The organism is Sphingomonas sp. 1185 (assembly GCF_040544655.1).
Classification (GTDB): Bacteria; Pseudomonadota; Alphaproteobacteria; order Sphingomonadales; family Sphingomonadaceae; genus Sphingomonas.
In genome coordinates this window covers 24,273-45,601 of sequence record NZ_JBEPKL010000021.1, presented here as the reverse complement: position 1 = coordinate 45,601, position 21,329 = coordinate 24,273, and the positions used below count along the sequence as shown (strand labels likewise).

The window sequence follows — 21,329 nt, the reverse complement described above, 5'->3', positions numbered from 1 at the left end:
GCCATGACCGACACCATCCTGATTACCGGCGCATCGGCCGGGCTGGGCGCGGATTTCGCTCGCGCGCTGGCGAAAAAGCCGGTGACCTTGGTCCTGACCGCCCGGCGCACCGACCGGCTGGCCGCGCTGGCGCAGGATCTGGGGCAGCGACCGGGGGTGGAGATACATGTCGTCTCCGCCGATCTGGGACGGCCGGAGGGGGTGAAGACCTTGCTCGACGGGGTGGCGGATCGCGGCCTGCATATCGATACGCTGATCAACAATGCCGGTTATGGCGCGCTGGGCCCTTTCGCGGACGGCGATCTGGCGACGCAGCTGGGGATGATCGACCTGAATGCCCGTGCGCTCGTCGCGCTGACCCATGCGCTGCTGCCCCCGATGCTGGCGCGCGGGCGGGGGGCGGTGCTGAACGTCGCGTCCACCGCCGCCTTTCAACCGGGGCCCTATATGGCGGTCTATTATGCCAGCAAGGCGTTCGTGCTGCACTTCTCCGAGGCGCTGCACGAAGAAGTGAAGGGGCGCGGCGTGACCGTCACCGCGCTGTGTCCGGGGCCGACCAGGACCGAGTTCGCCGATGTCGCGGGCATGGCTCAGACGCCGCTGTTCGAACGCTTTGCGGGCACGTCGGACCAGGTGGTACGCGACGGGCTGGATGCGCTCGGCCGGGGCCAGGCGGTGATGGTGTCGGGGCTGCTCAACCGGCTGACCGCCGCCAGCACGCGGGTGGCGCCGCGCGGGGTGCTGCGGCGCGCGGTCGCGAAATTGCAGAGCGGGCGGCGGTGAGCCGACTTATTCGGCGGTAACGGGCGTCCGGCTCCCCCGCACGCTGTCAAAGGCATAGAGCGCGCACCCCGCCCAGATCAGCACGAAGGTGACGATGTGCATGGGCTTGAGCGGCTCGCCGAACAGCAGCACCGCCTGCGCGAATTGCAGCGTCGGGGCGAGATATTGCAGCAGCCCCAGGGTCGAATAGCGAAGCCGCCGCGCCGCCGCCGCGAACATCAGCAGCGGCGCCGCGGTCACCGCCCCCGCCAGGATCAGCAGCATGTCGAGATGCCGGTCCACCCCGAACGCCGCCGTGCCCGCGGCGCTGGCCTGCACCAGCACCGCCAGCGCGGGCGCCGCCAGCAACAGCGTCTCGACCGTCAGGCCGCCCAGCGCGTCGATCGCGGCGACCTTGCGGACCAGGCCATAGAATCCGAACGACAATGCCAGCGCCAGCGATATCCAGATCGCCCCGCCCCCGCTGATCGCCAGCACCGCCACGCCGAGCGCGGCGATGCCGACCGCCACCGCCTGTCCCCGGCGGATCCGCTCGCCCAGCAGCACGACGCCCAGCGCGACGTTGATCAGCGGGTTGATGAAATAGCCCAGGCTCGCCTCGAGCACATGGTTGTTCTGGACCGACCAGATATAGACCAGCCAGTTCACCGCGATCAGCGCGGCGCTGGCGCAGAGCAGCAACAGGGTACGCCCGCGCGCCGCCGCGAGGATCGCCCGCCCCCGCCGCGCGACCAGCACGACCAGCGCCAGCAGCAACAGCGACCACAGGATGCGATGGGCCAGCACCTGAAGCGCGGGCACGCCCTTCAACAGCTTGAGATAGAGCGGCAATATGCCCCAGCTGATATAGGCCCCGATGCCGAGCATCAGGCCGGTGCGGGCGTTATGGTCGGTCGTCATGCCGCCCCTGTTCCACGGCGGGGGCGCGGTTGGCAAGGCTTGGTCGGCGCGCGCCCCTGGCGTCCGCCCGTCCGCGAGGACAAGGCGGGTGGCCGGTGAATGGGGTCATGCGAGGCCTTCGACTTCGCTCAGGCGGAACGGAGGTGGGGAATAATTACCGACAGCCGTTCACGCTGAGCGAAGTCGAAGCGCACGCCCTCACCCCGGATCGACCCTCAATCCGCGAACAGCATCACCGGCGTCTCCAGCAACCGCTTCAACGCCTGGACATAGCTCGCCGCGTCATAGCCATCGACGACGCGGTGATCGCAACTGATCGACAGGTTCATCAGCTTGGCGCGCGCGATCGTCTCGCCGCCGCGTCCGTCGGGGCGGAAGACCGGCCGCTCGACGATACGGTTGGGACCGATGATCGCCACCTCGGGCCGGTTGATGACCGGCGTCGTCGCGATCCCGCCGAGCGGCCCGAGCGAAGTCAGCGTGATGGTGCCGCCGCCCATGTCGCCCCCGGCGATGCTGCCGGTGCGCGCCGCATCGGCCAGCCGCGCGATCTCGGTCGCCAGCTGCCAGACATTACGGCTCTCGGCGTTTCGGATGACGGGGACCATCAGCCCGGCGGGGGTCTGGGTGGCCATGCCCATATGCACCGCGCCCGATCGGGTCACGACGCCCGCCTCGTCGTCATAGCGCGCATTCAGCATCGGGAAGTCGGGCAGCGTCTTGCAGATCGCGACGATCAGCAACGGCAGCAGCGTCAGCTTGGGCCGGTTGCCGCGCCCCGCATTCAGTTGCGCGCGGGTGTCCTCCAGCGCGGTGACGTCGATTTCCTCGACATAGGTGAAATGCGGGATGGCGCGCTTGGAGGCGGCCATGTTCTCGGCGATGCGGCGGCGCATGCCGATGACGCGGACCTGCTCGTCGGCGCGGGGGGTGCGGGCGGGGGTGTAGCCCTGCCCCGAACCGTAGCGCAGGAAGGCGTCGAGATCCGAATGGCGGACGCGGTCGCCCTCGGCGGGCTTCACGCCCGACAGGTCGATGCCCAGATCCTGCGCCCGCGCACGGACGGCGGGCGAGGCCAGCACCTTCTTCTGCTCCCTCTCCCCTTGTGGGAGAGGGTCGGGGTGAGGGGAAGCCACGGGGGTTTCGGCTTGCGGCGCCCCCTCACCCCGGCCCTCTCCCACAGGGGGAGAGGGAGTTTGCGCTTCTTCGACGCCGGGGTTCTCGGCTTGGAGCACCGCCTCTTCCGTCGCGGGCGACGCGTCCTCGACCACGTCCGTCTCGATCACCATCAGCGCCGATCCGATCGGCACCTGATCGCCGACCTCACCCGCCAGCTCGACCACCGTGCCCGACACCGGCGATTCCATCTCGACCGTCGCCTTGTCGGTCATCATGTCGGCGACCGACTGATCCTCCTCGACCCGGTCGCCGAGTTGCACGTGCCAGGCGACGATCTCGGCCTCGGAGATGCCTTCGCCGATATCGGGCAGGCGGAAGGTGAAACGGGCCATGTCAGGCGTCCTTCAACAAGGTCTTGAGCGCCTGGCCGATACGGACCGGGCCGGGGAAATAGGCCCATTCCAGGCTGTGCGGATAGGGCGTGTCGAAGCCGGTCACGCGCGCGATCGGCGCTTCGAGGTGATAGAAGCAGCGTTCCTGGACCAGAGCGGAAAGCTCCGCGCCGAAGCCCCCCGTCCGCGTCGCCTCGTGCACGATCATGCAGCGGCCGGTCTTCTTCACCGATTCCTCGATCGCTTCGATGTCGAGCGGGATCAGCGTGCGCAGGTCGAGGATCTCGGCATCGACGCCCATCTCCGCGACCACGGCGGCGCAGACATGGACCATCGTGCCATAGCAGAGGATCGTCACCGCCTCGCCCGCGCGCACCGTCGCCGCCTTGCCCAGCGGGATGCGGTAATAGCCGGTCGGCACCGCGCCGCCGGGATGCTTGGACCAATTCTCCGCCGGGCGATCCCAATGGCCATTGAACGGGCCGTTATAGATGCGCTTGGGCTCGAAGAAGAGGACGGGGTCATTGTCCTCGATCGCGGCGATCAACAGGCCCTTGGCATCGTACGGCGTCGCCGGGATCACCGTCTTGATGCCCGAGACATGGGTAAAGATGCCCTCCGGCGACTGGCTGTGCGTCTGCCCGCCGAAGATGCCGCCGCCAAAGGGGGAGCGGACCGTGATCGGCGCGGTGAACTCCCCCGCCGAGCGATAGCGCAGCCGCGCCGCCTCGCTGACCAACTGGTCGAGCGCGGGGTAGATATAGTCGGCGAACTGAATCTCGGGCACCGGACGCAGGCCATAGGCGCCCATGCCGACCGCGACGCCGATGATGCCGCATTCGGTGATCGGCGTGTCGAAGACGCGGGTCTTGCCGTATTTCTTCTGGAGGCCCGCGGTCGCGCGGAAGACGCCGCCGAAATAGCCGACATCCTCCCCCATCACGACCACATCCGGGTCGCGCGCCATGACCACGTCCATGGCGGAGTTGATCGCCTGGATCATGTTCATGCGGGTGGTTTCGCCCGCCTGTTCGAAAGTCTCGGTCATGGTGTCGCTCACTGTCCCTCTCCCTTTGGGAGAGGGAAGGAGGCGCATAGCGCCGGGAGGGTGAGGGTGGGACGTAGGGCGAGGATACCCTCACCCTCCCACTCGGCGGTGCCGAGCGGGCCCCTCCCTCTCCCGATGGGAGAGGGGAAATTCACTTGCGCGCCCATGGCCGTCCGCTCGCCTCTTCCTCGTCGAGCATCTGCTGGCGCTGCTCGCGCAAATGCCAGGGCATCTCCTCGAACACGCCGTCGAACAGGCTGTCGAGCGGCTGGTGCAGGCCGTGGCCGAGAATCCCGTTCGCCTCGGCCGCCTTTTGCGCGGCGCGGACTTCCTCGGCGACCTCGCGGTCCTGGGTCGCGTGGCGCTCTTCGTCCCACTCGCCCAGCGCGATCAGGTGATCCTTCAACCGCCGGATCGGATCGCCCAGCGGCCACGCCGTCGGCTCGCCCGCCGAGCGATATTGGGTCGGATCGTCCGAGGTCGAATGGCCCTCGGTGCGATAGGTGAAATGCTCGATCAGCGTCGCGCCCTGATTGGTCCGCGCGCGCTCGGCGGCCCATTGGGTGGCGGCATAGACCGCGAGCGCGTCGTTGCCGTCGACCCGCAGCCCCGCAATGCCATAGCCGATCGCGCGCGCAGCAAAGGTCGTCGCCTCCGCCCCCGCGAACCCGGAAAAGCTGGAGATCGCCCATTGGTTGTTGACGACGTTCATCACGACCGGCGCGCGATAGACGGCGGCGAAGGTGCAGGCCGAATGGAAGTCGCCCTCCGCCGTCGAGCCCTCGCCGCACCAGACGGCGGCGATGCGCGTATCGCCCTTGGCGGCGGAGGCCATCGCCCAACCGACGGCCTGCGGATATTGGGTGGTGAGGTTGCCGGAGATCGAGAAGAAACCCGCTTCCTTGGCGGAATACATGATGGGCAGCTGCTTGCCGCCCAGCCGGTCCGCGCTGTTGGAATAGATCTGGTTCATCATGTCGACCAGCGGCCAGTCGCGCGCGATCAACAGCCCCTGCTGGCGATAGGAGGGGAAGCACATATCCTCATAATCGAGCGCATGGGCGGCGGCGACCGCGACCGCCTCCTCGCCCAGCGCCTTCATATAGAAGCTGGTCTTGCCTTGGCGCTGTGCGCGGAACATGCGCTCGTCGAAGGCGCGGAGCAGGACCATGTGGCGCAGCATACGGCGCAAGGCATCGGGGGAAAGCCGGGGGTCCCAGGGACCGACCGCTCGGCCTTCGTCATCCAGCACGCGGACCAGCGTATAGGCAAGTTCGTGGAAGCTGTCGGCGGGCGCGGCGGTGTCCGGGCGGCGTTGCGCACCGGCGGGGGGAACCTCGACACCGGCGAAGTCGACCGCGTCGCCCGGCCGGAACTTTGCCTCGGGGACATGCAGTCGCAACGGGGCCAGGTTGGCGCGCGAAATGGCTTCCGGCGGCACGGCCATGCTCTCTCCTCAACGCTTCGCCCGATTCCATCGGGTCGTTGCTATCTTTCAACCCGATGGAATTTTATTTCAAGCGCCTTTTGTGGTGGCTCAACGGGTTGCAGGCAGGATATGGCGAAGGACCCAGCCACAAGCGCCGTCATCCCAGCGCAGGCTGGGATCTTTGGCAAGGATCGTCGTCATCCGCAAAAGGCCCCAGCCTGCGCTGGGGCGACGGGTTGCGCTATTGGTCGGTGATCGCCGCTTCGAACGGCACCACCGGATGCGGCGCTTCGTCATAGAAATTGACCACCGGCGCGTCGGCCCAGGCATAGCGGACGCGGACATCGCCGGGCCTGGCATCGGCCAGCCGCACCTCCGACCCGTTCACCGTCGCATCGGCATAGCGACAGGCGGTGGCGCCACACAGCTCGAACCCGATCGGCGCCGCCGCGCTCCAGGCGTGGAGCGCACCCTGCACGCCGGTAAAGCGCAGCACCACCTCGCTTTGGCCCCGCGTCACCGAGGCGATCATCGGCCCGGAGGCCTTGGCGCGGTCGCCCGCCTCCAGATGCGTCTGCGCAAAGACCAGCCGCTTGGCCAGCTCGTTCTTGTCGGCGGGGTGGATGTCGTTGCGCACGCCGATATCGACCGTCGTGGCCAGCGCGCTGTGCGGATCGCGCAGCACCGCCAGACGCTGCGTCTCGCGCAGCGCCGCCCAGCCGCTATCCTCGATCCGGACCGGCGGCGCGCCGTAATTGGCGAGCTGCACGATCAGGAAGGGCAGCGCCGGATCGCCGAACTGCCGCCGCCAGCCCGCCATCAGGAGCGCCAGCCGGTCGCCATAATCAGCGCGCCCCACATCCGATTCGCCCTGATACCAGGCGACACCCTTCAGCCCGATCGGCCCCAGCGGCGCGATCATGCCGTTATAGAGCGTACCGATCCCCGCATGGCTTTCCCAGGGGCTGCGCGGATAGCTCTGGTCGTCGCGCTTATAGACCGAATAGCGCCAGCCGGTGCCGAGCGGGATCGGCGCTCCCCCGGCGGGGGTGAAGCGGATCTGGTCGACCGGGCCGAACATGCCGCCCGGCCCATAGCCGTCGCCCAGCCCCACGACGATCTCGTTGCGCCCCTTCCGAAGCGCCGCGCGGGGCACGGTGTAGCGGCGCCAGTCGCCCCAGCCGAAGGTCGCGCCCACGACCACCCCGTTGACCCACACCGTGTCCATCTCGTCGATCCCGGCCAGCTCGACCACGCCGTCGCCGGTCGGGGCCTGGGCCAGGTCGAAGCTCTGCCGGAACCAGACCAGCCCGTTATAATCGGCCAGCGCGGGCACGCCCCAATCCTCCCACGGGCCGAATTTGGGCACCTGGGTCCAGTTCAGGCGGTCGGGCGCGTTCCAGGGCTCCTGCCCCGCCCTGGTCCCGCTGGCCTTGCGCCACCACTCGCCCCAGCGGCCGCCGAAGGCGCGGAGCCCGGCGGCATGGTCGCGCGCATAGAGCGCCAGAAGGTCGACATCGGCGGCCAGCCCCGGCAGCTTGCGCGCATCGATGCCGGGGATCCACGGAATGATCTTGGTCCCGCCCCAGCTCGAATCGATCGCGCCCATCGGCACCCTGGACTTCGCCGCGAGATCCTTGACCATCAGATAGCAGGCGGCGGAAAAATCGGCGACGCTGGCGGGTGCGGCGGCGGCCCAGACCGGGCGCTTCTCCAGCGCCTCCTCGGGCGACAGGCCGACATGATGCGCGATGTCGAGCAGGCGGATGCGGTCGTCGGCCGCGCCCTTGACCAGCATCTCGCCGTTCAGCGCCTGCTTGGTCGGATATTCCATGTTCGACTGGCCCGAGCACAGCCAGACATCGCCGATCAGCAGATCGTCCATCGCATCGGTCGCGCCGTCCTGGCCGGTTGCGGTCAGGATCAGCGCCGCGCCGCCCGCCGCCATTGCGGGCAGGGTCGCGCGCCAGCGCCCCTGGCGGTCGGCGGTGGCATCGGCGCTGTTGCCGCCCAGCGTGACCTTCACCCGCTCGCCCGCGTCCGCCGTCCCCTCGACGATGATCGGGCGGTCGCGTTGCAGGACGGCATGCGCGCTCATCGGGGTCAGGATGCGCGGCCGTGCCTCGGCCAGGACCGGCCAGGCGGTTGCCGCCCCCAGAGCCAGCGCCAGAATCGCCCGCCGCCCGGCGCCAGACCGTGATTGCCCTTCGCGCATCGTCATCCCTCTCCTGTCCCGTCGGGCCGCCGGTTCGCGGCCATCGGATTCCGGCGGGAGCGTAGGAACGGGCAAATGATAACGCTATCGCAAAAGACGTTACCGGCCGTGCCCTGCCGTGAAGGACAGGGTGGCGTGAACCGGGAAATGATCCGACGGATAGGTCGCGCCCCGGTGCCAGCGGTCGGTCGCGATATGGTCCGCGCGAAAGCCGCGCAGGAACAGATAGTCCATCCGCCGGTCGGGCGTGCCGGTAAAGTCGTGGAAGGTCATCTCTGGCCCTTCGCGCCCGGTGGCGCTGGTCCAGGCATCGGTCATCGCCCCCGCCAGCGTGCGATAGGCGGCGCTGTCGGGCCGGGCGTTCATGTCGCCCGCCAGCACCACCGGCAAACCCTGCGCCAGCACGGGCAGCCGCGACAGGATCAGCCTGGCGGCACGGTCGCGCGCCTCGGCATCCTCGTCGCGGTGCGGCAGATGCGTGTCGACGAACAGGAAGCGGCGGCGCTCCGCCCCCTTCGTCTCGAACACGCCCCAATTCGCCATGCGCGGCAGGTCGGTGCCCCAGCTCCGGCTGCCCACCATGTCGGGCGTGTCCGACAGCCAGAAGTCGCCATGCCGGATCAGGGTCAGCCGGTCGGGGCGATAGAAGATGCCCATATGCTCGTCGTCATGCCCCCCGCGCCGGTCGCGCCCGAACCAGCGATAGCCGGGCAGCGCGCGGGTCAGGTCGTCGCCCTGCCGCTGGAGCAGTTCCTGCGTCCCGATCAGGTCGGGCGCGGCGCGGCGGATGAGCTCGACCATCACCGGCCGCCGCACCGCCCAGCGCTCCGCCCCCTCGTCCGAGGCGTAGCGGACGTTGAACGTCATGACCTTGAGCGGCCGTGCCCAGCCGCTCAGCGGGGCGAGCGCTGCGGCCAGCGCCGCCGCATGGGAGATGATTCGCCAGAATCCGGTCATTTCATGATCCTCAATCGCCAAGGCCGCCCGGAAGTTGCCCGAGTCCCGACCGTCATGCCGCAGGCGCATGACAGCGCGGCATGTCAGCGGCGTGACAGGTAGCGGTATCCCTTCATCACTTCATGATTGAGAGTTATTAGCATTATCGATATGGCGCGCCCGAAATCGATTTATGTGGGGGCTTGTGATGATGTCGAAGGCGATGGGACGCGCCATGGTGCTGGCCGGGGCGATGATGGCCCAGGGCGTTCAGGCGCAGACCGCGTCGGCACTGCGGGGCGATGGGGCGGTACGCGACGATACGACGGACCGCACCGATATCGTCGTCACCGGCCTGCGCGACGCCAATGCCAGCATCACCGGCACCGACGCGTCGCCCGCCCGCTATCCCCAGAGCCTGCGCGTCATCGACCGCGCGCTGATCGACCGGCTCGGCGCGACGCGGCTGGACGACACGATCGACCTGGCGGGCGGGGTCGCGCGGCAGAACGACTTTGGCGGGCTGTGGGACAAATATTCGATCCGTGGCTTTGCGGGGAACGAGAATAGCGGCCCCGACATCCTCATCAACCGGTTCAACAGCAATCTGGGCTTCAACGCGCCGGTCGACACCGCCACGGTCGAGCGGTTCGAATTCCTGAAGGGCGCCGCCGCCGCGCTGTCGGGGCTGGGCGAGCCCGGCGGTTCGCTCAACATCGTCACCAAGACGCCGACCACGACGCGCCAGGGCGAAACGTCGCTCAGCTATGGCAGCTGGAACCGGCTGCGCGCGACCGGCGACATCAGCGGCCCCGTGACCGATACGCTGGCCGCGCGGCTGATCGGCGTGTCGGAACAGGGCGACAGCTTCCGCCAGTTCGTCCACACCGACCGGCTGCTGCTCGCCCCCTCGGTCTCGTTCACCCCGAGCCAGGATTTGCGGTTCCTCTATCAGGCCGAGTTCATGCGCAACCGCGCGCCGATCGATCGCGGCGTGGCGGCGATCAAGGGCAATGCGCGCGCGATGGACCGCAGCACCTTTCTGGGCGAGCCCGCCGATGGCCGGATGACCCAGCGGATGCTGTGGCAGCAGGGCAGCGTCTTTGCCGCACTGTCCGACCGCGTCTCGCTGGAGGCCGGGCTGTCCAGCCGCGACGGCTTCCTGACCGGCTATGCGACCCAGCCCGATTTCGGCGCGCGCGGGGTGCAGGCCGATGGCCGGACGATCGGACGGTCGCGGCGCTTCCACGATTTCCGCTGGCAGGACCTGACCGCGCGGGCCGAGCTGACCGCGAAACTCGACTGGCTGGGCCTGTCGCACGAGCTGCGCATCGGGGCCGACCGGGTGCGCCACGGCATGGATTTCCGCATGGACCAGGCGCGCGGGCGGCCGGGTGCGCCGATCCTGACCATCGACGCCTTCGCCCCCGTCTATGGCCAGCCCCTGCCCGTGCCGACCGCGTTCCAGAACCGCCACCACTCCTTCCGCAGCGAGAGCATCTATGCGCAGGACCTGATCCGCTTCGGCGATTTCACCGCGCTGATCGGCGCGCGCTGGAACAGCTTTCGCGAGACGATGGTGAACCATGTCCGCGGCGATCTGCGGCTGGATACGGTGGATCGCGGCATCACCCCGCGCGCCGCGCTGAGCTGGGCGGCCAGCCCGCGCTTCTCGTTGTTCACCAGCTGGGGCCAGTCGCTGCGCCTGAACCCGTCGGACGGGATCAGCAGCTTCGATGCCGAGCGTAGCGAGTCCACCGAGATCGGCGCGAAATATGCGCTGTTCGGCGGCGCGCTGACCGGCCAGACCGCGCTGTTCACCATGACCAAGCGCAATGTGCTGAACCCCAATGCCACCGACGTCTTCACCAAGACCCAGATCGGCCGCCAGCGGTCGCGCGGGGTCGAGACGGTGGCCGACCTGCGGCTGGCCAGCGGGCTGACCGGCACGGCGACCTACACCTACACCGACGCCACGGTGCGCAACGACAAGAACGCCGCGCTGATCGGCACCACGCTGTCCAATGTCCCGAAGCATCTCGCCGCGCTGGACCTGCATCAGCGGGTGGGGGCGGTGACGGTCGGCGGCGGCGTCACCCATGTCGGCGCGCGCAACGGCGACCCCTTCGCCAGCGGCTATCGCCTGCCCGCCTATACGATCGTGCGCGCCGATGCGACCTGGGCGGTGACGCCGCGCTTCGACGTGCGGCTCGACCTTGAGAATCTGTTCGACACCTATTATATCAGCAGCAGCTATGCCGATGTGTGGACGATGCCGGGTGCGCCCCGCAATGTGCGGGTGACGCTGCGCGGGCGGTTCTGAGGGCTCGTCGCCCCGGCCCGGACCGGGGCGATCCGCTCAGGCGTCGGCCCAGCGGCGCAGCAGATTGTGATAGACGCCGGTCAGCTCGACCACCGAGCGGTCCCCCTGCCCCTTCTCCGCGCCAACCCGCTGGATCGCGCGGTCGAGGTCGAACAGGATGCGCCGTTCGCCATCGTCGCGGACCATAGACTGGACCCACAGGAACGACGCGACGCGGCACCCGCGCGTCACCGGCTCGACCCGGTGCAGGCTGGAGGCGGGGTAGAGCACGGCATCGCCCGCGCCCAGCTTCACCCGCTGTTCGCCGAACAGATCCTCGACCACCAGTTCGCCGCCATCATAGGCGGCCGGGTCTTCGAGGAACAGCGTCAGCGACAGGTCGCTGCGCATGCGGAAATCGCTGCCGCGCTTCAGACGGACCGCATTGTCGACATGCACGTCGAACGCCTGCCCCCCGGCATAGCGGTTGAACAGCGGCGGATAGACCTTCAGCGGCAGCGCCGCCGCCACGAACAGCGGCGAGCGCCCCAGCGCGTCGAGGACCATCCGCCCCGCCTGGGTGGCGGCGGCGGAGTCCTCTGGCAGTTGCGCGTTGCGCTTGGCGAGCGCGGCCTGCGGGCCGGAGGTGGCGTTGCCGTCCGCCCATTCCCCCGCATCGACGATCGCGCGGACCTGCGCCACGCCGGCGGGGTCGAGGATATGGGGAATGGCGATCAGCATGACGGCAACGCTAGTCCGTTCAGAAGTTGGTGAACAGGCTGAGCGTCGCCTGCCGCCGATCGCCGGGCACCGCCCAGCCGCCGGTGACGACGCCGGTCGTCGCGTTCACATTGTTGCGCACGCCGGTCACATATTTCTCGTCGGTGAAGTTCTGGACGTTGAGCTGGAGCGTCCAGCGTTCGGCCAGCGTATAGGCCAGGAAGGCGCGGTGGATCAGATAATCCTCCGCCCGGTACTGGGTGCGATTGGCCGCGACCGGCACATTGGTCGCGAAGTCGCCCTGATAGGTCAGGCCATAGCCGACCTCCAGGCCAAAGGGCAGCTTGTAGGTGGTGAACAGGCTGCCCGAATGCTCGGGCGTCTGGATCAGCTGGCTATTCGCCTGCACATCGACCACGCCCGCCGCCTTGTCGCGGTTGGAGATGCTCTGCAACACCTTGCCGTCGAGATAGGTATAGTTGGCGAAGATCGTCCAGGCCGGGGTGATCGCCCCCGACAGGCCCAGCGCGATGCCATCCACCCGGCTGCGCCCGTCCAGCACCTGAAGCCCGGCGGGCAGCGCGGGATCGTTGGAGGGGACGCGGTAATTGGTGCGTTCGTTGCGGAAGACGGCGGCGGTCACCTCCAGATGACGGTCGAACAGCCCGGCCTTCACCCCCGCTTCGTAATTCTTCGCGGTTTCGGGCGCGACGGCGCACGGATTCGCGGCGGTCGCGGTCGAGGGCACGCCGCAGCCCAACCGCACGGTCGCGGACGAGGGGGTCTTGGCATTGCCATAGCCCGCATAGAGGCTGACATTCTCGACCGGGTGGAACACCCCGCCGACCCGCCAGGAGAATAGCCGCTCGCGGCTGACCTGCGGCTGGGCCTGGAGCGCGGTCAGCGGCGTCGTCCCCGGCGGCACCACCGCCAGCGGCAGGGCGCGGAAATTCGCCTCCTGATATTCGTACCGGACGCCGCCGTTCAGCTCGAAGAAGCGGTTCAGCTCCAGCGTGTCGAAGGCATAGACCGCCAGGTTGCGCGTCTCGCTGCGCGACTGGGCGGTCGTGGTCAGGTTGATCGGCCCGGTATAGTCGGTGTTCGGCGCGGCGATGGCGATCAGCGGCAGCGGCGAGACCGCGCTGCCATTGGCGTTGCGCAGCAGCGAGGCGGTGGTGATGCGGTAATTCTCCAGCGTCCCCGACAGGCCGACATTCAGGACATTGTGAAGGCCGCCCTTGGCCCCCGCCTCGTGCCGCACGTCGAACTGGTCGTACAGCATCTGGTTGCGCTGATCGCGCACATAGCCCCGCGGGCCGGACGGCAGATAATAGCCCGGCGGCACATTGGCGGGACAGGCCGCCCCCACGGTCGCGCCCGGCGTAGCGGTGATCGGTTGCCGCCCGGTCGAGGCGAGGCAGAAGGTCCCCTGTGGCGCGGAAGTGACGCTATATTGCGTGACCTGTTGCCAGCGGGTCAGGTTGCGCAGGCTGAGATGCGCATCGACCTGATGCCGGAAGGTCGCGGTGAACCGGTCGACGGTGATGTCCTGCCGGTCGAGATTGGCGATCCCGAAATAGGCGCTGCGGCTCGCGCCCGGCACGAAGCCGTCGACCAGCCCGTTGTCGAAATAAGGCACGCCGTACATCGGCGTGTTGCGATCCTCCTGATGGACATAGGCCAGCGTCAGGCTGGTCGGGCCGGTCATGCCGATCGTGACCGAGGGCGCGACGCCCCAGCGTTCCATCTTCTCGACGTCGCGGCCGGGTATGTCGTTATGGTGATAGGCCGCGTTCAGCCGCAGCGCGACCAGGTCGGAGGCGCGGACATTGCTGTCCACCGCGCCGCGATAATAATTGTCGGTGCCGACCGACCCCTGCATGATCGTCAGCGTCTCGGCCGTGGGCACCTTGGAGACGAGGTTGATCGTGCCGCCGACCGATCCCGATCCGTTGAAGACGCTGTTCGCGCCATTATAGACCTCAACCTGTTGCAGGTTGAACGGGTCGGTGCGGCTATATTGCGCGCTGTCGCGGACGCCGTCGATCGTGACGTCGTTGCTCGCCGAATAGCCGCGCAGGTTGATCGAGTCGCCATAGCCGCCGCCGCCTTCGCCCGCGCCAAAGGTGATGCCCGGAATCGTCTGGAGCACGTCGCGCAGCGTCTGGAGATTCTGTTTCCGGATCGTCTGCTCGCTGACCACGGTGATCGTCTGCGGCGTGTCGAGCAGCGGGGCGGTCGCCTTGGGGCTTTCCAGCACGGCGGCGCCGGTCGCACGCTGTCCGGTCACGACCACGTCGCGCTGCCCGGTAGCGTCCTGCGCATGGGTCGCGGCGGGATCGGCGCGGCGCGCATCCTCGGCGGCCGCGATCCCCGGTGCGGTCGCCAGAAAACCCACGCAGGACAAGGCGATGAAGGATTGTGACATGATGATTTCCCCTTTGCCCGCGCGCTATTGCTAAAGACTCGCATAGTCAACGCTATTGCAAGTGATTATCGCGTCTTGGCCCCGTGGGGTCGGGTGCCACTCTGACCAAATCGGTCGCTCTTTGGGACCGATGCGGCGGGGCCCGCGCGCCCAGCCGCGTCCCGCCAGACCGCAACCAAGCCTTTACCTGCTCTCGGTTAAGCGCGGTCCATGAGTGACGATGGGGACACGAATCGGTATATCCGGATCCGGGGAGATCAGGCGGAATTGGGCATGTTCGTTCATGCCGTGCACTGTTCCTGGATTCACAACCCGTTCTGGCGGCGCAGCTTTCTGCTGATCAGTCCGCAGGACCAGGCGCTGATTCACGAATCGGTGCCGCAGATCACCATCGACCTGGCCAAGGGGCGCGGGCTGAAGGCGATGGCCATGGCCGACAGCCGCGACCGCGACGATCCCGCCCCGCCCGCCGAGCCCCCCGCCGCCGCCGCGCCCGAGCCGGTCGTCGCGCTCCGCCCCCGGCGTCGCAAGCCGCCGACCGAGCTGGAGCGCGCCGCCGCCACCGCCGAACGCGCCATCGCCGCCGTCACCAGGCTGTTCGCCGAGGCCCGGCTGGGCCGCGCCATCCGCACCGCCGACCTGCTGCCCATGGTCGAGGAGATCGCCCATGCGACCAGCCATAACGGCGCCGCGCTGATCGCGGTCACCCGGCTGAAGGACAAGGACCAGTATACCTATATCCATTCGGTCGCGGTCGGTACGCTGATGATGGGGCTGGCCCGCCATCTGGGCATGGACGATGACGATGTCCGCGTCGCCGGGCTGGCCGGGATGCTGCACGACATCGGCAAGATGCAGGTCCCCGCCGAGATCGTCGACAAGCCCGGCCGCCTGACCGGCGAGGAGCTGGCGCAGATCCGGCTTCACCCCGGCCTGGGGCATCGCATGCTGCTCGACCTGGAGGATCTCGACCCGCGCATTCTCGACGTGTGCCTCCATCATCACGAGAAGATGGACGGCACCGGCTATCCCGACGGCTTGAAGGGCAAGGAGATCAGCCGCTTCGCCCGGCTGGCGGCGGTGTGCGACGTCTATGACGCGGTCACCTCGATCCGGTCCTACAAGCGCGCCTGGTCGCCGCACGAGGCGCTGGCCCAGATGCTGGAATGGGAGGGGCATTTCGACCCCGCGATGCTGCGCGCCTTCATCGCCTGTCTCGGCATCCAGCCCTTCGGCGCGCTGGTCCGGCTGCACTCCAACCGGCTGGGCATCGTGGTGCGCGAGGGCGAGAGCCCGACCACGCCGATCGTGCGCAGCTTCTTCGACGTGCCCGACCAGCAGACGCTGCCCGTCGAGGATGTCGCGACCAGCGGCGACCCGATCATCCGGGCGGAACGCGGCGAATATTGGTTCGGCGAAGGCTGGCCCACCCTGCAGGCCGAGATCATGGCGCAGGTCGCCGTGCCCGAGGCCCCGCGCCATCACCTGACCCGCGCCCGGATGTGAACCCCGGCGCTGGCGATCGCGCCGCCGCCTGATAGGATGGCGTTCCCGCTCACCACGTCGAAGACCCTATGATCATTCGCACCGCCACCCCGGACGATGCCGTGCCGATGAGCCGCGTCCTCCGCGAGATCATCGCTTTGACCGGCCGGGTACGCCCGCACGATCCGGCCTTTGCCTTGTCGCATTACATCACTGGACCCGAGGGGATACGGTGCAGCGTTGCGGTCGATGGCGATGGCGCGGTGCTGGGGTTTCAGTCGCTGAAACGCGCCGTCGCGGGCAATCCCTACGATGTGCCCGAGGGATGGGGCATCATCGGCACGCATATCAGTCCGCGCGCGCATCGTCGCGGTGTCGGCAAGGCATTGTTCGCCGTCAGCCGGGAGGCCGCGATCGCCGCAGGGCTGGACCGGGTCGATGCGTCGATCGGCGCGGACAATGCCGTTGGCCTTGGCTATTATGAGGCCATGGGCTTTCGCACCTGGCGCGAAGGGAACGGGATCATCCAGAAGATGCTGATCCTCGACTGACGCCCGGCACACGCGGGCAATGGCGGCCCGCCGCGCAATTCTGTATGGCGCACGGGATGATCCGCCTCAGTGAATTGAAACTGCCTCTCCATCATGCGGACGAGGCACTGCCCGCGGCCATTTGCCGCCGGTTGCGCGTGACCCCGCGCGACATGATCCGCTTCACCGTCGCCCGGCGCGGCCATGATGCGCGGGACAAGGGCAATATCCAGCTCGTCTATTCGGTCGACGTGAACCTGAAGAACGAGGCGGCGGTGCTCGAACGCTTTCGTCGCGACCGCGATGTGCAGCGGACCCCCGACACCCGCTATCACCTGCCGGCCGCGCCGCCGCCGGGTGCGAAGCGCCCCGTCGTCATCGGTGCGGGGCCGTGTGGCCTGTTCGCCGCGCTGGTGCTGGCGCAGGCGGGATACCGCCCGATCGTGCTGGAACGCGGCAAGGTGGTGCGCGAGCGGACGCAGGACACCTGGGGCCTGTGGCGGCGCAGCGTGCTGAACCCCGAATCCAACGTCCAATATGGCGAAGGCGGGGCGGGCACCTTTTCGGACGGCAAGCTCTACAGCCGGATCAAGGACCCGCGCCACCTGAACCGCAAGGTGCTGACCGAGTTCGTGAAGGCGGGTGCGCCGCCCGAGATCCTGACCGAGGCGCATCCGCATATCGGCACCTTCCGCCTGGTGACGATGGTCGAGAGCATGCGCGCGACCATCGAGGAGCTGGGCGGCGAATATCGCTTCTCCACCCGCGTCGACGGGCTGGACATCGAGACCGACGGATCGGGCGAGCGGCGGGTGCGCGGGCTGCATCTGAATGGCGGCGGCTATCTGGAGGCGGATCACGTCGTCCTGGCGATCGGGCACAGCGCGCGCGACAGCTTCGCGATGCTCCAGGCGGCGGGTGTCCATGTCGAGGCCAAGCCCTTTTCGATCGGCGTGCGGATCGAGCATCCGCAGGGCTGGATCGACCGCGCGCGCTTCGGCCACCAGGCGGGGCATCCGATCCTGGGCGCGGCCGAATATCACATCTCGCACCACTGCAAGAACGGGCGCACCGTCTACAGCTTCTGCATGTGCCCCGGCGGCACGGTGGTCGCCGCGACCAGCGAAGAGGGGCGCGTCGCGACCAACGGGATGAGCCAATATTCGCGCAACGAGCGCAACGCCAATTCGGGCTTCGTCGTCGCGATCGATCCGGAGCGCGACTTTCCCGGCGATCCGCTGGCGGGCCTCGCGCTGCAACGCCATTGGGAGGAGCGCGCCTATGTCGCGGGCGGCTCCAACTACAAGGCGCCCGCGCAGCGGGTGGGCGACTTCCTGGCGGGGCGCCCCTCGACCAGCCTGGGATCGGTCACCCCCTCCTATCGCCCCGGCGTCACCCCGACCGATCTGTCCGAATGCCTGCCCGACTTCGTGGTCGAGGCGATGCGCGAGGCGATCCCCGTCTTCGGCCGCCAGATCGCGGGCTATGACCATCCCGATGTGGTGATGACCGGCGTCGAGACGCGCACCTCCTCCCCCGTCCGCTTCACGCGCGGCGAGGACGGGCACAGCCTGAACACCCGCGGGCTGTTCCCGGCGGGCGAGGGCGCGGGCTATGCGGGCGGCATCCTGTCGGCGGCGGTCGACGGCATCAAGACGGCCGAGGCGGTCGCGCGCAGCATCGCGGCGTGAAGATCTTCTTCGACGGCGGGCTGCGTCCCACCGGCCTGGAATGGGCGGTGGTGATGGGCGGCCATGCCCATGTCGCGCGCATGGCCGGACCGGGCGACAGCATGGACGCCGAATGGCTGGCGCTGATCGCCGCGACCCGGCTGGCCCATGATGCGGGGCTGGCCGACGCGCTGCTGCTGGGCGACTCGCTTGCGGTCATCGGGCAGGCGAGCGGGCGCGTCCGGGTCCCGCCCGCCTATCGCGCGCATCACCGGCTGTGGTCCGAGCTGCCCCGCCCGCCGGGTCGCTTCCGGCTTCGCCACATAAGGCGGACCCAGAATCTGGCGGGCATCGCACTCGCCAAACCCTGGCTCTACCCACAGGCGCAGCGCGACGGCTGACCCGCCCGGCCTGTTGGCCGTCATTCGTGCGGTTCGGGATCGTCCACATAGCGGAACCAGCGGAAATCCGCATGGCGCCCGGTGCTCGCCATGTCCTGGCAGGCCATGCCGATAAAGGTACCGGTGAAATTGGGCAGCCCCTGCAACGTGGCCTCGTCCGACAACAGGCTGGCGTCGAACACCTCGGGCAGCCATCGCCACGCGCCCGCCCCCTCGGCCCGGAAGGCGAAGCGCAGCCAGTCGTGATCGACCGCGACACGCAGTTCGACCGGCCCCTCGGGCGCGGGGATCGGCGCGCTCAGCACGCTGCGCCCCTCGCCCACCGGCAGGACCGACAGGACCTGCACCTGCCGCTGCCCGGCATCGTCGGCGGTCAGGTGGAGGTAGAGATATTTGCTGCTGTTGTAATAGCAGACCAGCCCCGCCGCCTGCTGGAAATGCTCCGGCGTAAAGTCGACCAGCGTCTGCGCGTCGTAGCGGAACGCGGTCTGGCGACGCGCGACCAGCGACTGGGTGAAATGGCTGCCGATCGTCTCGCGCCCGTACAGGCGTAGATGGCCCGGCCTTGCGGTCAGGCTGAACAGATGGTCGGGATCGGGCGTGCGCAGCCATTGGAAGGCGGCGGGCAGATCGGGCGAGTCGAACGCGTCATGCGCCTCGATCCGTTCGGGGGCATCGACCACCGGCGGCTCCTCGGCACAGCGCAGCCAGCCGTCCGCGCCCCAGGCCATGCGCCGGATCGCCGTCTCGCGCCCCATCACGCAGCGGTCGCTCTGGGGCAGCGGCCGTCCGCAGAGATAGGCCATCCACGTCTCGCCCCCGGCCGTGTCGACCAGATCGCCGTGGCCGGTGCGCTGGAGCGGAGCGTCGGGCCTGTCGCGCATGGTCAGCACGGGGCCGTCGGGATGCGTCTCATAGGGGCCGAACAGGGCGCGCGACCGGGCCATCACCACGGCATGGCCGCGCTCGGTCCCCCCCTCGGCGACGAGCAGATGATACCAGCCGCCCCGCTTGTAGAGGTGCGGTCCCTCGGTGAAGCCGAGCGATGTCCCCTCGAAGATGACGCGCCGTTCGCCGATCAGGCGGCCGCTGGTCAGGTCCATTTGCTGCACCACGATGCCCGCGAAGCGCTTGCGGTCGGGGCGATGGTCCCACAGCATGTTGAGCAGCCAGCTGCGCCCGTCATCGTCATGGAACAGCGCGGGGTCGAAGCCGCTGCTGTTCAGATGGACCGCGTCCGTCCAGTCGCCGTCGATCCGCTCGCTCGACACCCAGTAATTGTGGAAATCGCGCAGCGACGCGCCCTTCGCGCCGTCGATGGTGGTGCGGCCATAGCGCTTTACGTCGGTGAAGATCAGGTGGAAGCGCCCGTCCTTGTAGCTGAGATCGGGCGCCCACACGCCGCAGCCATCGGGATTGCCGCGCATGTCGAGCTGGCCCGCGCGAACCAGCGGCCGAGCGACCAGCGTCCAGTTCACCAGATCGCGGCTGTGATGGATCTGAACGCCCGGATACCATTCGAAGGTCGAGGTCGCGATATAATAGTCCTCGCCAACCCGGACGATCGACGGATCGGGGTTGAAGCCGCGCAGGATGGGATTGATCGGGGTCATGCGGGTTTGCGCACCAGGGTCCAGAGGAGAGCCGCGCCCGCCAGATCGAGCAGGCCGAGCAGGATGAAGAAGGGCTGATAACCGACCTGATCGACCAGCGAGCCGAGCGTCAGGGTGAAGAGCAGCACGCCCAGATTGGCCGCCGTCCCCGACACGCCGGTCGCGGTCGCCACCTGATCCTGCGGGAACAGGTCGGAGCACAGGGTGATGACCGTCACCGACAGCGTCTGGTGCGCGAAACCGCCCAGGCACAGGAGCGCGACGGCGGCGACCGGGCTGGTCACGCTGCCCACGAACATAATGCCGGTCATCAGCACCGCGCCCAGCGTGAAGGCCCCGCGCCGCGCGTCGATCAGATTGACTCCGCGCCGCTGGAGGAAGGCGACCACGGCCGGCCCGAACAGGCACCCCAGATCGGCGGCGAGGAAGGGCAGCCAGGCGAACAGCGCGATCTGGGTCAGGTCGAAATGCCGCGCCTGCACCAGATAGAGCGGCATCCACAGCGACAGCATCCCCCAGACCGGATCGGCCAGGAAGCGCGCCGCCGCGATCGCCCAGAGGTTGCGACGGCCAAGCAATTCGCGCAACGGCGGGCGGCGGCGCTTCCTGGCGAGCGCGGCCTCCTGGCCCTCGACGATCAGCGTGCGCTCGCCCGGCGACAGCATTCGGTGCCGGGCGGGCGGCGCGTACCAGAACAGCCAGGCGACGACCCAGAGCAGCCCCAGCCCGCCCGCCACGAAAAAGGCCGCGCGCCAGCTATGGTGAAAGACCGCCCAGGCGACAAGCGGCGGGGCGAACACCGCGCCGAACGAGGCGCCGATCTGATAGAGGCCGCCCGCCAGCCCGCGCTCGCGCGCCGGAAACCATTCGGCGACGAGCTTCATGCCCGCGGGCTGCGCCGATCCCTCGACCAGCCCCAAGGCGCCGCGAAGCCCGGCGAACCCCATCCAGCCACTCGCAAAGCCATGCCCGATGGTGATGCACGACCAGACCGCGACGAACAGGGTGAAGCCGATCTTCAACCCGATCAGGTCGAGCAGATAGCCCGCCACCGGCTGGAACATGATGCCGAACTGGAACGCGCCGGTGATCCAGGAATATTGCTGCGCCGAGATATGCTGCTCGGTCATGATCGCGGGCGCGGCGACGCCCAGGATGCTGCGCGTCAGATAGTTGATGACCATCGCACCGACGAACAGCGCGATGATCGTCCAGCGGATATAGGGAAATCGCGTCACGCCGCGCCTTTCGATTGTATCGGGATTTTCGCCGACGGGACGCATCCCCGGCATTGACCTTCCCCCTTACGGCAAGGCACGGCGATGGAAGACGACCGGGGCGACAGGCCCCGCGACGAC

The 21,329-nt window shown here is 68.5% G+C and carries 16 protein-coding genes; 6 read left to right on the top strand and 10 right to left on the bottom strand.

The genetic code is table 11. From position 1 onward, the window contains the following. Positions 1-3 precede the first annotated feature (3 nt). Positions 4-783 (top strand): SDR family NAD(P)-dependent oxidoreductase, encoded by a 780-nt coding sequence (locus ABIC44_RS13835; RefSeq protein ID WP_354296117.1) that lies wholly within the window; start codon positions 4-6, stop codon positions 781-783. A gap of 6 nt (positions 784-789) precedes the next feature. On the opposite strand, the gene rarD is transcribed toward ABIC44_RS13835, so the two are convergent. The 6 genes from rarD to ABIC44_RS13805 form a co-directional block, all read right to left on the bottom strand. After that, positions 790-1,683 carry an EamA family transporter RarD gene (rarD, locus tag ABIC44_RS13830; protein WP_354296116.1) on the bottom strand — a complete coding sequence of 298 codons (894 nt, stop codon included), beginning with the start codon at positions 1,681-1,683 and terminating at the stop codon, positions 790-792. A 215-nt stretch (positions 1,684-1,898) separates the two neighbouring features. Then, positions 1,899-3,194 (bottom strand): dihydrolipoamide acetyltransferase family protein, encoded by a 1,296-nt coding sequence (locus ABIC44_RS13825; RefSeq protein ID WP_354296114.1) that lies wholly within the window; start codon positions 3,192-3,194, stop codon positions 1,899-1,901. Position 3,195: 1 nt separating this feature from the next. Next, positions 3,196-4,203, bottom strand: a complete 1,008-nt coding sequence (locus ABIC44_RS13820) for an alpha-ketoacid dehydrogenase subunit beta (protein WP_354296141.1) — start codon at positions 4,201-4,203, stop codon at positions 3,196-3,198. A gap of 190 nt (positions 4,204-4,393) precedes the next feature. Next, positions 4,394-5,689: a 3-methyl-2-oxobutanoate dehydrogenase (2-methylpropanoyl-transferring) subunit alpha gene (locus ABIC44_RS13815; RefSeq protein WP_354296112.1), complete on the bottom strand. Its 1,296-nt coding sequence runs from the start codon at positions 5,687-5,689 to the stop codon at positions 4,394-4,396. Positions 5,690-5,912: 223 nt separating this feature from the next. After that, complete coding sequence (locus ABIC44_RS13810; RefSeq protein WP_354296110.1) at positions 5,913-7,892, bottom strand: sialate O-acetylesterase; 1,980 nt, start codon at positions 7,890-7,892, stop codon at positions 5,913-5,915. 93 nt (positions 7,893-7,985) lie between these two features. Beyond that, on the bottom strand, positions 7,986-8,843 hold the full coding sequence (locus tag ABIC44_RS13805) for an endonuclease/exonuclease/phosphatase family protein (RefSeq protein ID WP_354296108.1): 858 nt from the start codon (positions 8,841-8,843) through the stop codon (positions 7,986-7,988). A gap of 187 nt (positions 8,844-9,030) precedes the next feature. Here ABIC44_RS13805 and ABIC44_RS13800 point away from each other — a divergent pair, with 187 nt between their 5' ends. After that, positions 9,031-11,145: a TonB-dependent siderophore receptor gene (locus ABIC44_RS13800; protein WP_354296106.1), complete on the top strand. Its 2,115-nt coding sequence runs from the start codon at positions 9,031-9,033 to the stop codon at positions 11,143-11,145. 36 nt (positions 11,146-11,181) lie between these two features. Here ABIC44_RS13800 and ABIC44_RS13795 read toward each other — a convergent pair whose 3' ends face one another. Both ABIC44_RS13795 and ABIC44_RS13790 read right to left on the bottom strand, forming a co-directional pair. After that, positions 11,182-11,865, bottom strand: a complete 684-nt coding sequence (locus ABIC44_RS13795; RefSeq protein WP_354296104.1) for a Fe2+-dependent dioxygenase — start codon at positions 11,863-11,865, stop codon at positions 11,182-11,184. A 19-nt stretch (positions 11,866-11,884) separates the two neighbouring features. Continuing rightward, a complete protein-coding gene (locus ABIC44_RS13790) occupies positions 11,885-14,272 on the bottom strand; it encodes a TonB-dependent receptor (protein WP_354296102.1) in 2,388 nt (795 codons plus the stop codon). Between the two features lie 210 nt (positions 14,273-14,482). Here ABIC44_RS13790 and ABIC44_RS13785 point away from each other — a divergent pair, with 210 nt between their 5' ends. The 4 genes from ABIC44_RS13785 to ABIC44_RS13770 all read left to right on the top strand — a co-directional run bounded on the left by ABIC44_RS13785 (position 14,483) and on the right by ABIC44_RS13770 (position 18,358). Continuing rightward, positions 14,483-15,778, top strand: a complete 1,296-nt coding sequence (locus tag ABIC44_RS13785) for a cyclic di-GMP phosphodiesterase (RefSeq protein WP_354296100.1) — start codon at positions 14,483-14,485, stop codon at positions 15,776-15,778. 68 nt (positions 15,779-15,846) lie between these two features. Then, the gene (locus ABIC44_RS13780) at positions 15,847-16,308 is read left to right on the top strand and encodes a GNAT family N-acetyltransferase (RefSeq protein ID WP_354296099.1); all 462 of its coding nucleotides are present in this window, start codon (positions 15,847-15,849) and stop codon (positions 16,306-16,308) included. Positions 16,309-16,364: 56 nt separating this feature from the next. Further along, positions 16,365-17,978, top strand: a complete 1,614-nt coding sequence (locus ABIC44_RS13775; RefSeq protein WP_354296097.1) for an NAD(P)/FAD-dependent oxidoreductase — start codon at positions 16,365-16,367, stop codon at positions 17,976-17,978. Continuing rightward, positions 17,975-18,358, top strand: a complete 384-nt coding sequence (locus ABIC44_RS13770; protein ID WP_354296095.1) for a reverse transcriptase-like protein — start codon at positions 17,975-17,977, stop codon at positions 18,356-18,358. The genes ABIC44_RS13775 and ABIC44_RS13770 overlap by 4 nt, the downstream gene beginning before the upstream one ends. Positions 18,359-18,378: 20 nt before the next feature. On the opposite strand, the gene ABIC44_RS13765 is transcribed toward ABIC44_RS13770, so the two are convergent. Together ABIC44_RS13765 and ABIC44_RS13760 are read right to left on the bottom strand one after the other, a co-directional pair. Beyond that, positions 18,379-19,971 (bottom strand): glycoside hydrolase family 43 protein, encoded by a 1,593-nt coding sequence (locus tag ABIC44_RS13765; RefSeq protein WP_354296094.1) that lies wholly within the window; start codon positions 19,969-19,971, stop codon positions 18,379-18,381. Continuing rightward, entirely contained in the window at positions 19,968-21,209 is a 1,242-nt protein-coding gene (locus ABIC44_RS13760; RefSeq protein ID WP_354296092.1) for an MFS transporter, read from the bottom strand. The genes ABIC44_RS13765 and ABIC44_RS13760 overlap by 4 nt, the downstream gene beginning before the upstream one ends. Positions 21,210-21,329: the final 120 nt, after the last annotated feature.

Excerpts from the sequence above, each read along its gene's own strand:
- ABIC44_RS13825 (WP_354296114.1), bottom strand. The coding sequence starts at position 3,194 with ATGGCCCGTTTCACCTTCCGCCTGCCCGATATCGGCGAAGGCATCTCC.
- ABIC44_RS13795 (WP_354296104.1), bottom strand. The coding sequence starts at position 11,865 with ATGCTGATCGCCATTCCCCATATCCTCGACCCCGCCGGCGTGGCGCAG.
- ABIC44_RS13800 (WP_354296106.1), top strand. The coding sequence starts at position 9,031 with ATGATGTCGAAGGCGATGGGACGCGCCATGGTGCTGGCCGGGGCGATG.
- ABIC44_RS13785 (WP_354296100.1), top strand. The coding sequence starts at position 14,483 with ATGAGTGACGATGGGGACACGAATCGGTATATCCGGATCCGGGGAGAT.
- ABIC44_RS13805 (WP_354296108.1), bottom strand. The coding sequence starts at position 8,843 with ATGACCGGATTCTGGCGAATCATCTCCCATGCGGCGGCGCTGGCCGCA.
- ABIC44_RS13775 (WP_354296097.1), top strand. The coding sequence starts at position 16,365 with ATGATCCGCCTCAGTGAATTGAAACTGCCTCTCCATCATGCGGACGAG.
- ABIC44_RS13815 (WP_354296112.1), bottom strand. The coding sequence starts at position 5,689 with ATGGCCGTGCCGCCGGAAGCCATTTCGCGCGCCAACCTGGCCCCGTTG.
- ABIC44_RS13820 (WP_354296141.1), bottom strand. The coding sequence starts at position 4,203 with ATGAACATGATCCAGGCGATCAACTCCGCCATGGACGTGGTCATGGCG.
- ABIC44_RS13765 (WP_354296094.1), bottom strand. The coding sequence starts at position 19,971 with ATGACCCCGATCAATCCCATCCTGCGCGGCTTCAACCCCGATCCGTCG.
- ABIC44_RS13810 (WP_354296110.1), bottom strand. The coding sequence starts at position 7,892 with ATGACGATGCGCGAAGGGCAATCACGGTCTGGCGCCGGGCGGCGGGCG.
- ABIC44_RS13790 (WP_354296102.1), bottom strand. The coding sequence starts at position 14,272 with ATGTCACAATCCTTCATCGCCTTGTCCTGCGTGGGTTTTCTGGCGACC.
- ABIC44_RS13780 (WP_354296099.1), top strand. The coding sequence starts at position 15,847 with ATGATCATTCGCACCGCCACCCCGGACGATGCCGTGCCGATGAGCCGC.
- rarD (WP_354296116.1), bottom strand. The coding sequence starts at position 1,683 with ATGACGACCGACCATAACGCCCGCACCGGCCTGATGCTCGGCATCGGG.
- ABIC44_RS13835 (WP_354296117.1), top strand. The coding sequence starts at position 4 with ATGACCGACACCATCCTGATTACCGGCGCATCGGCCGGGCTGGGCGCG.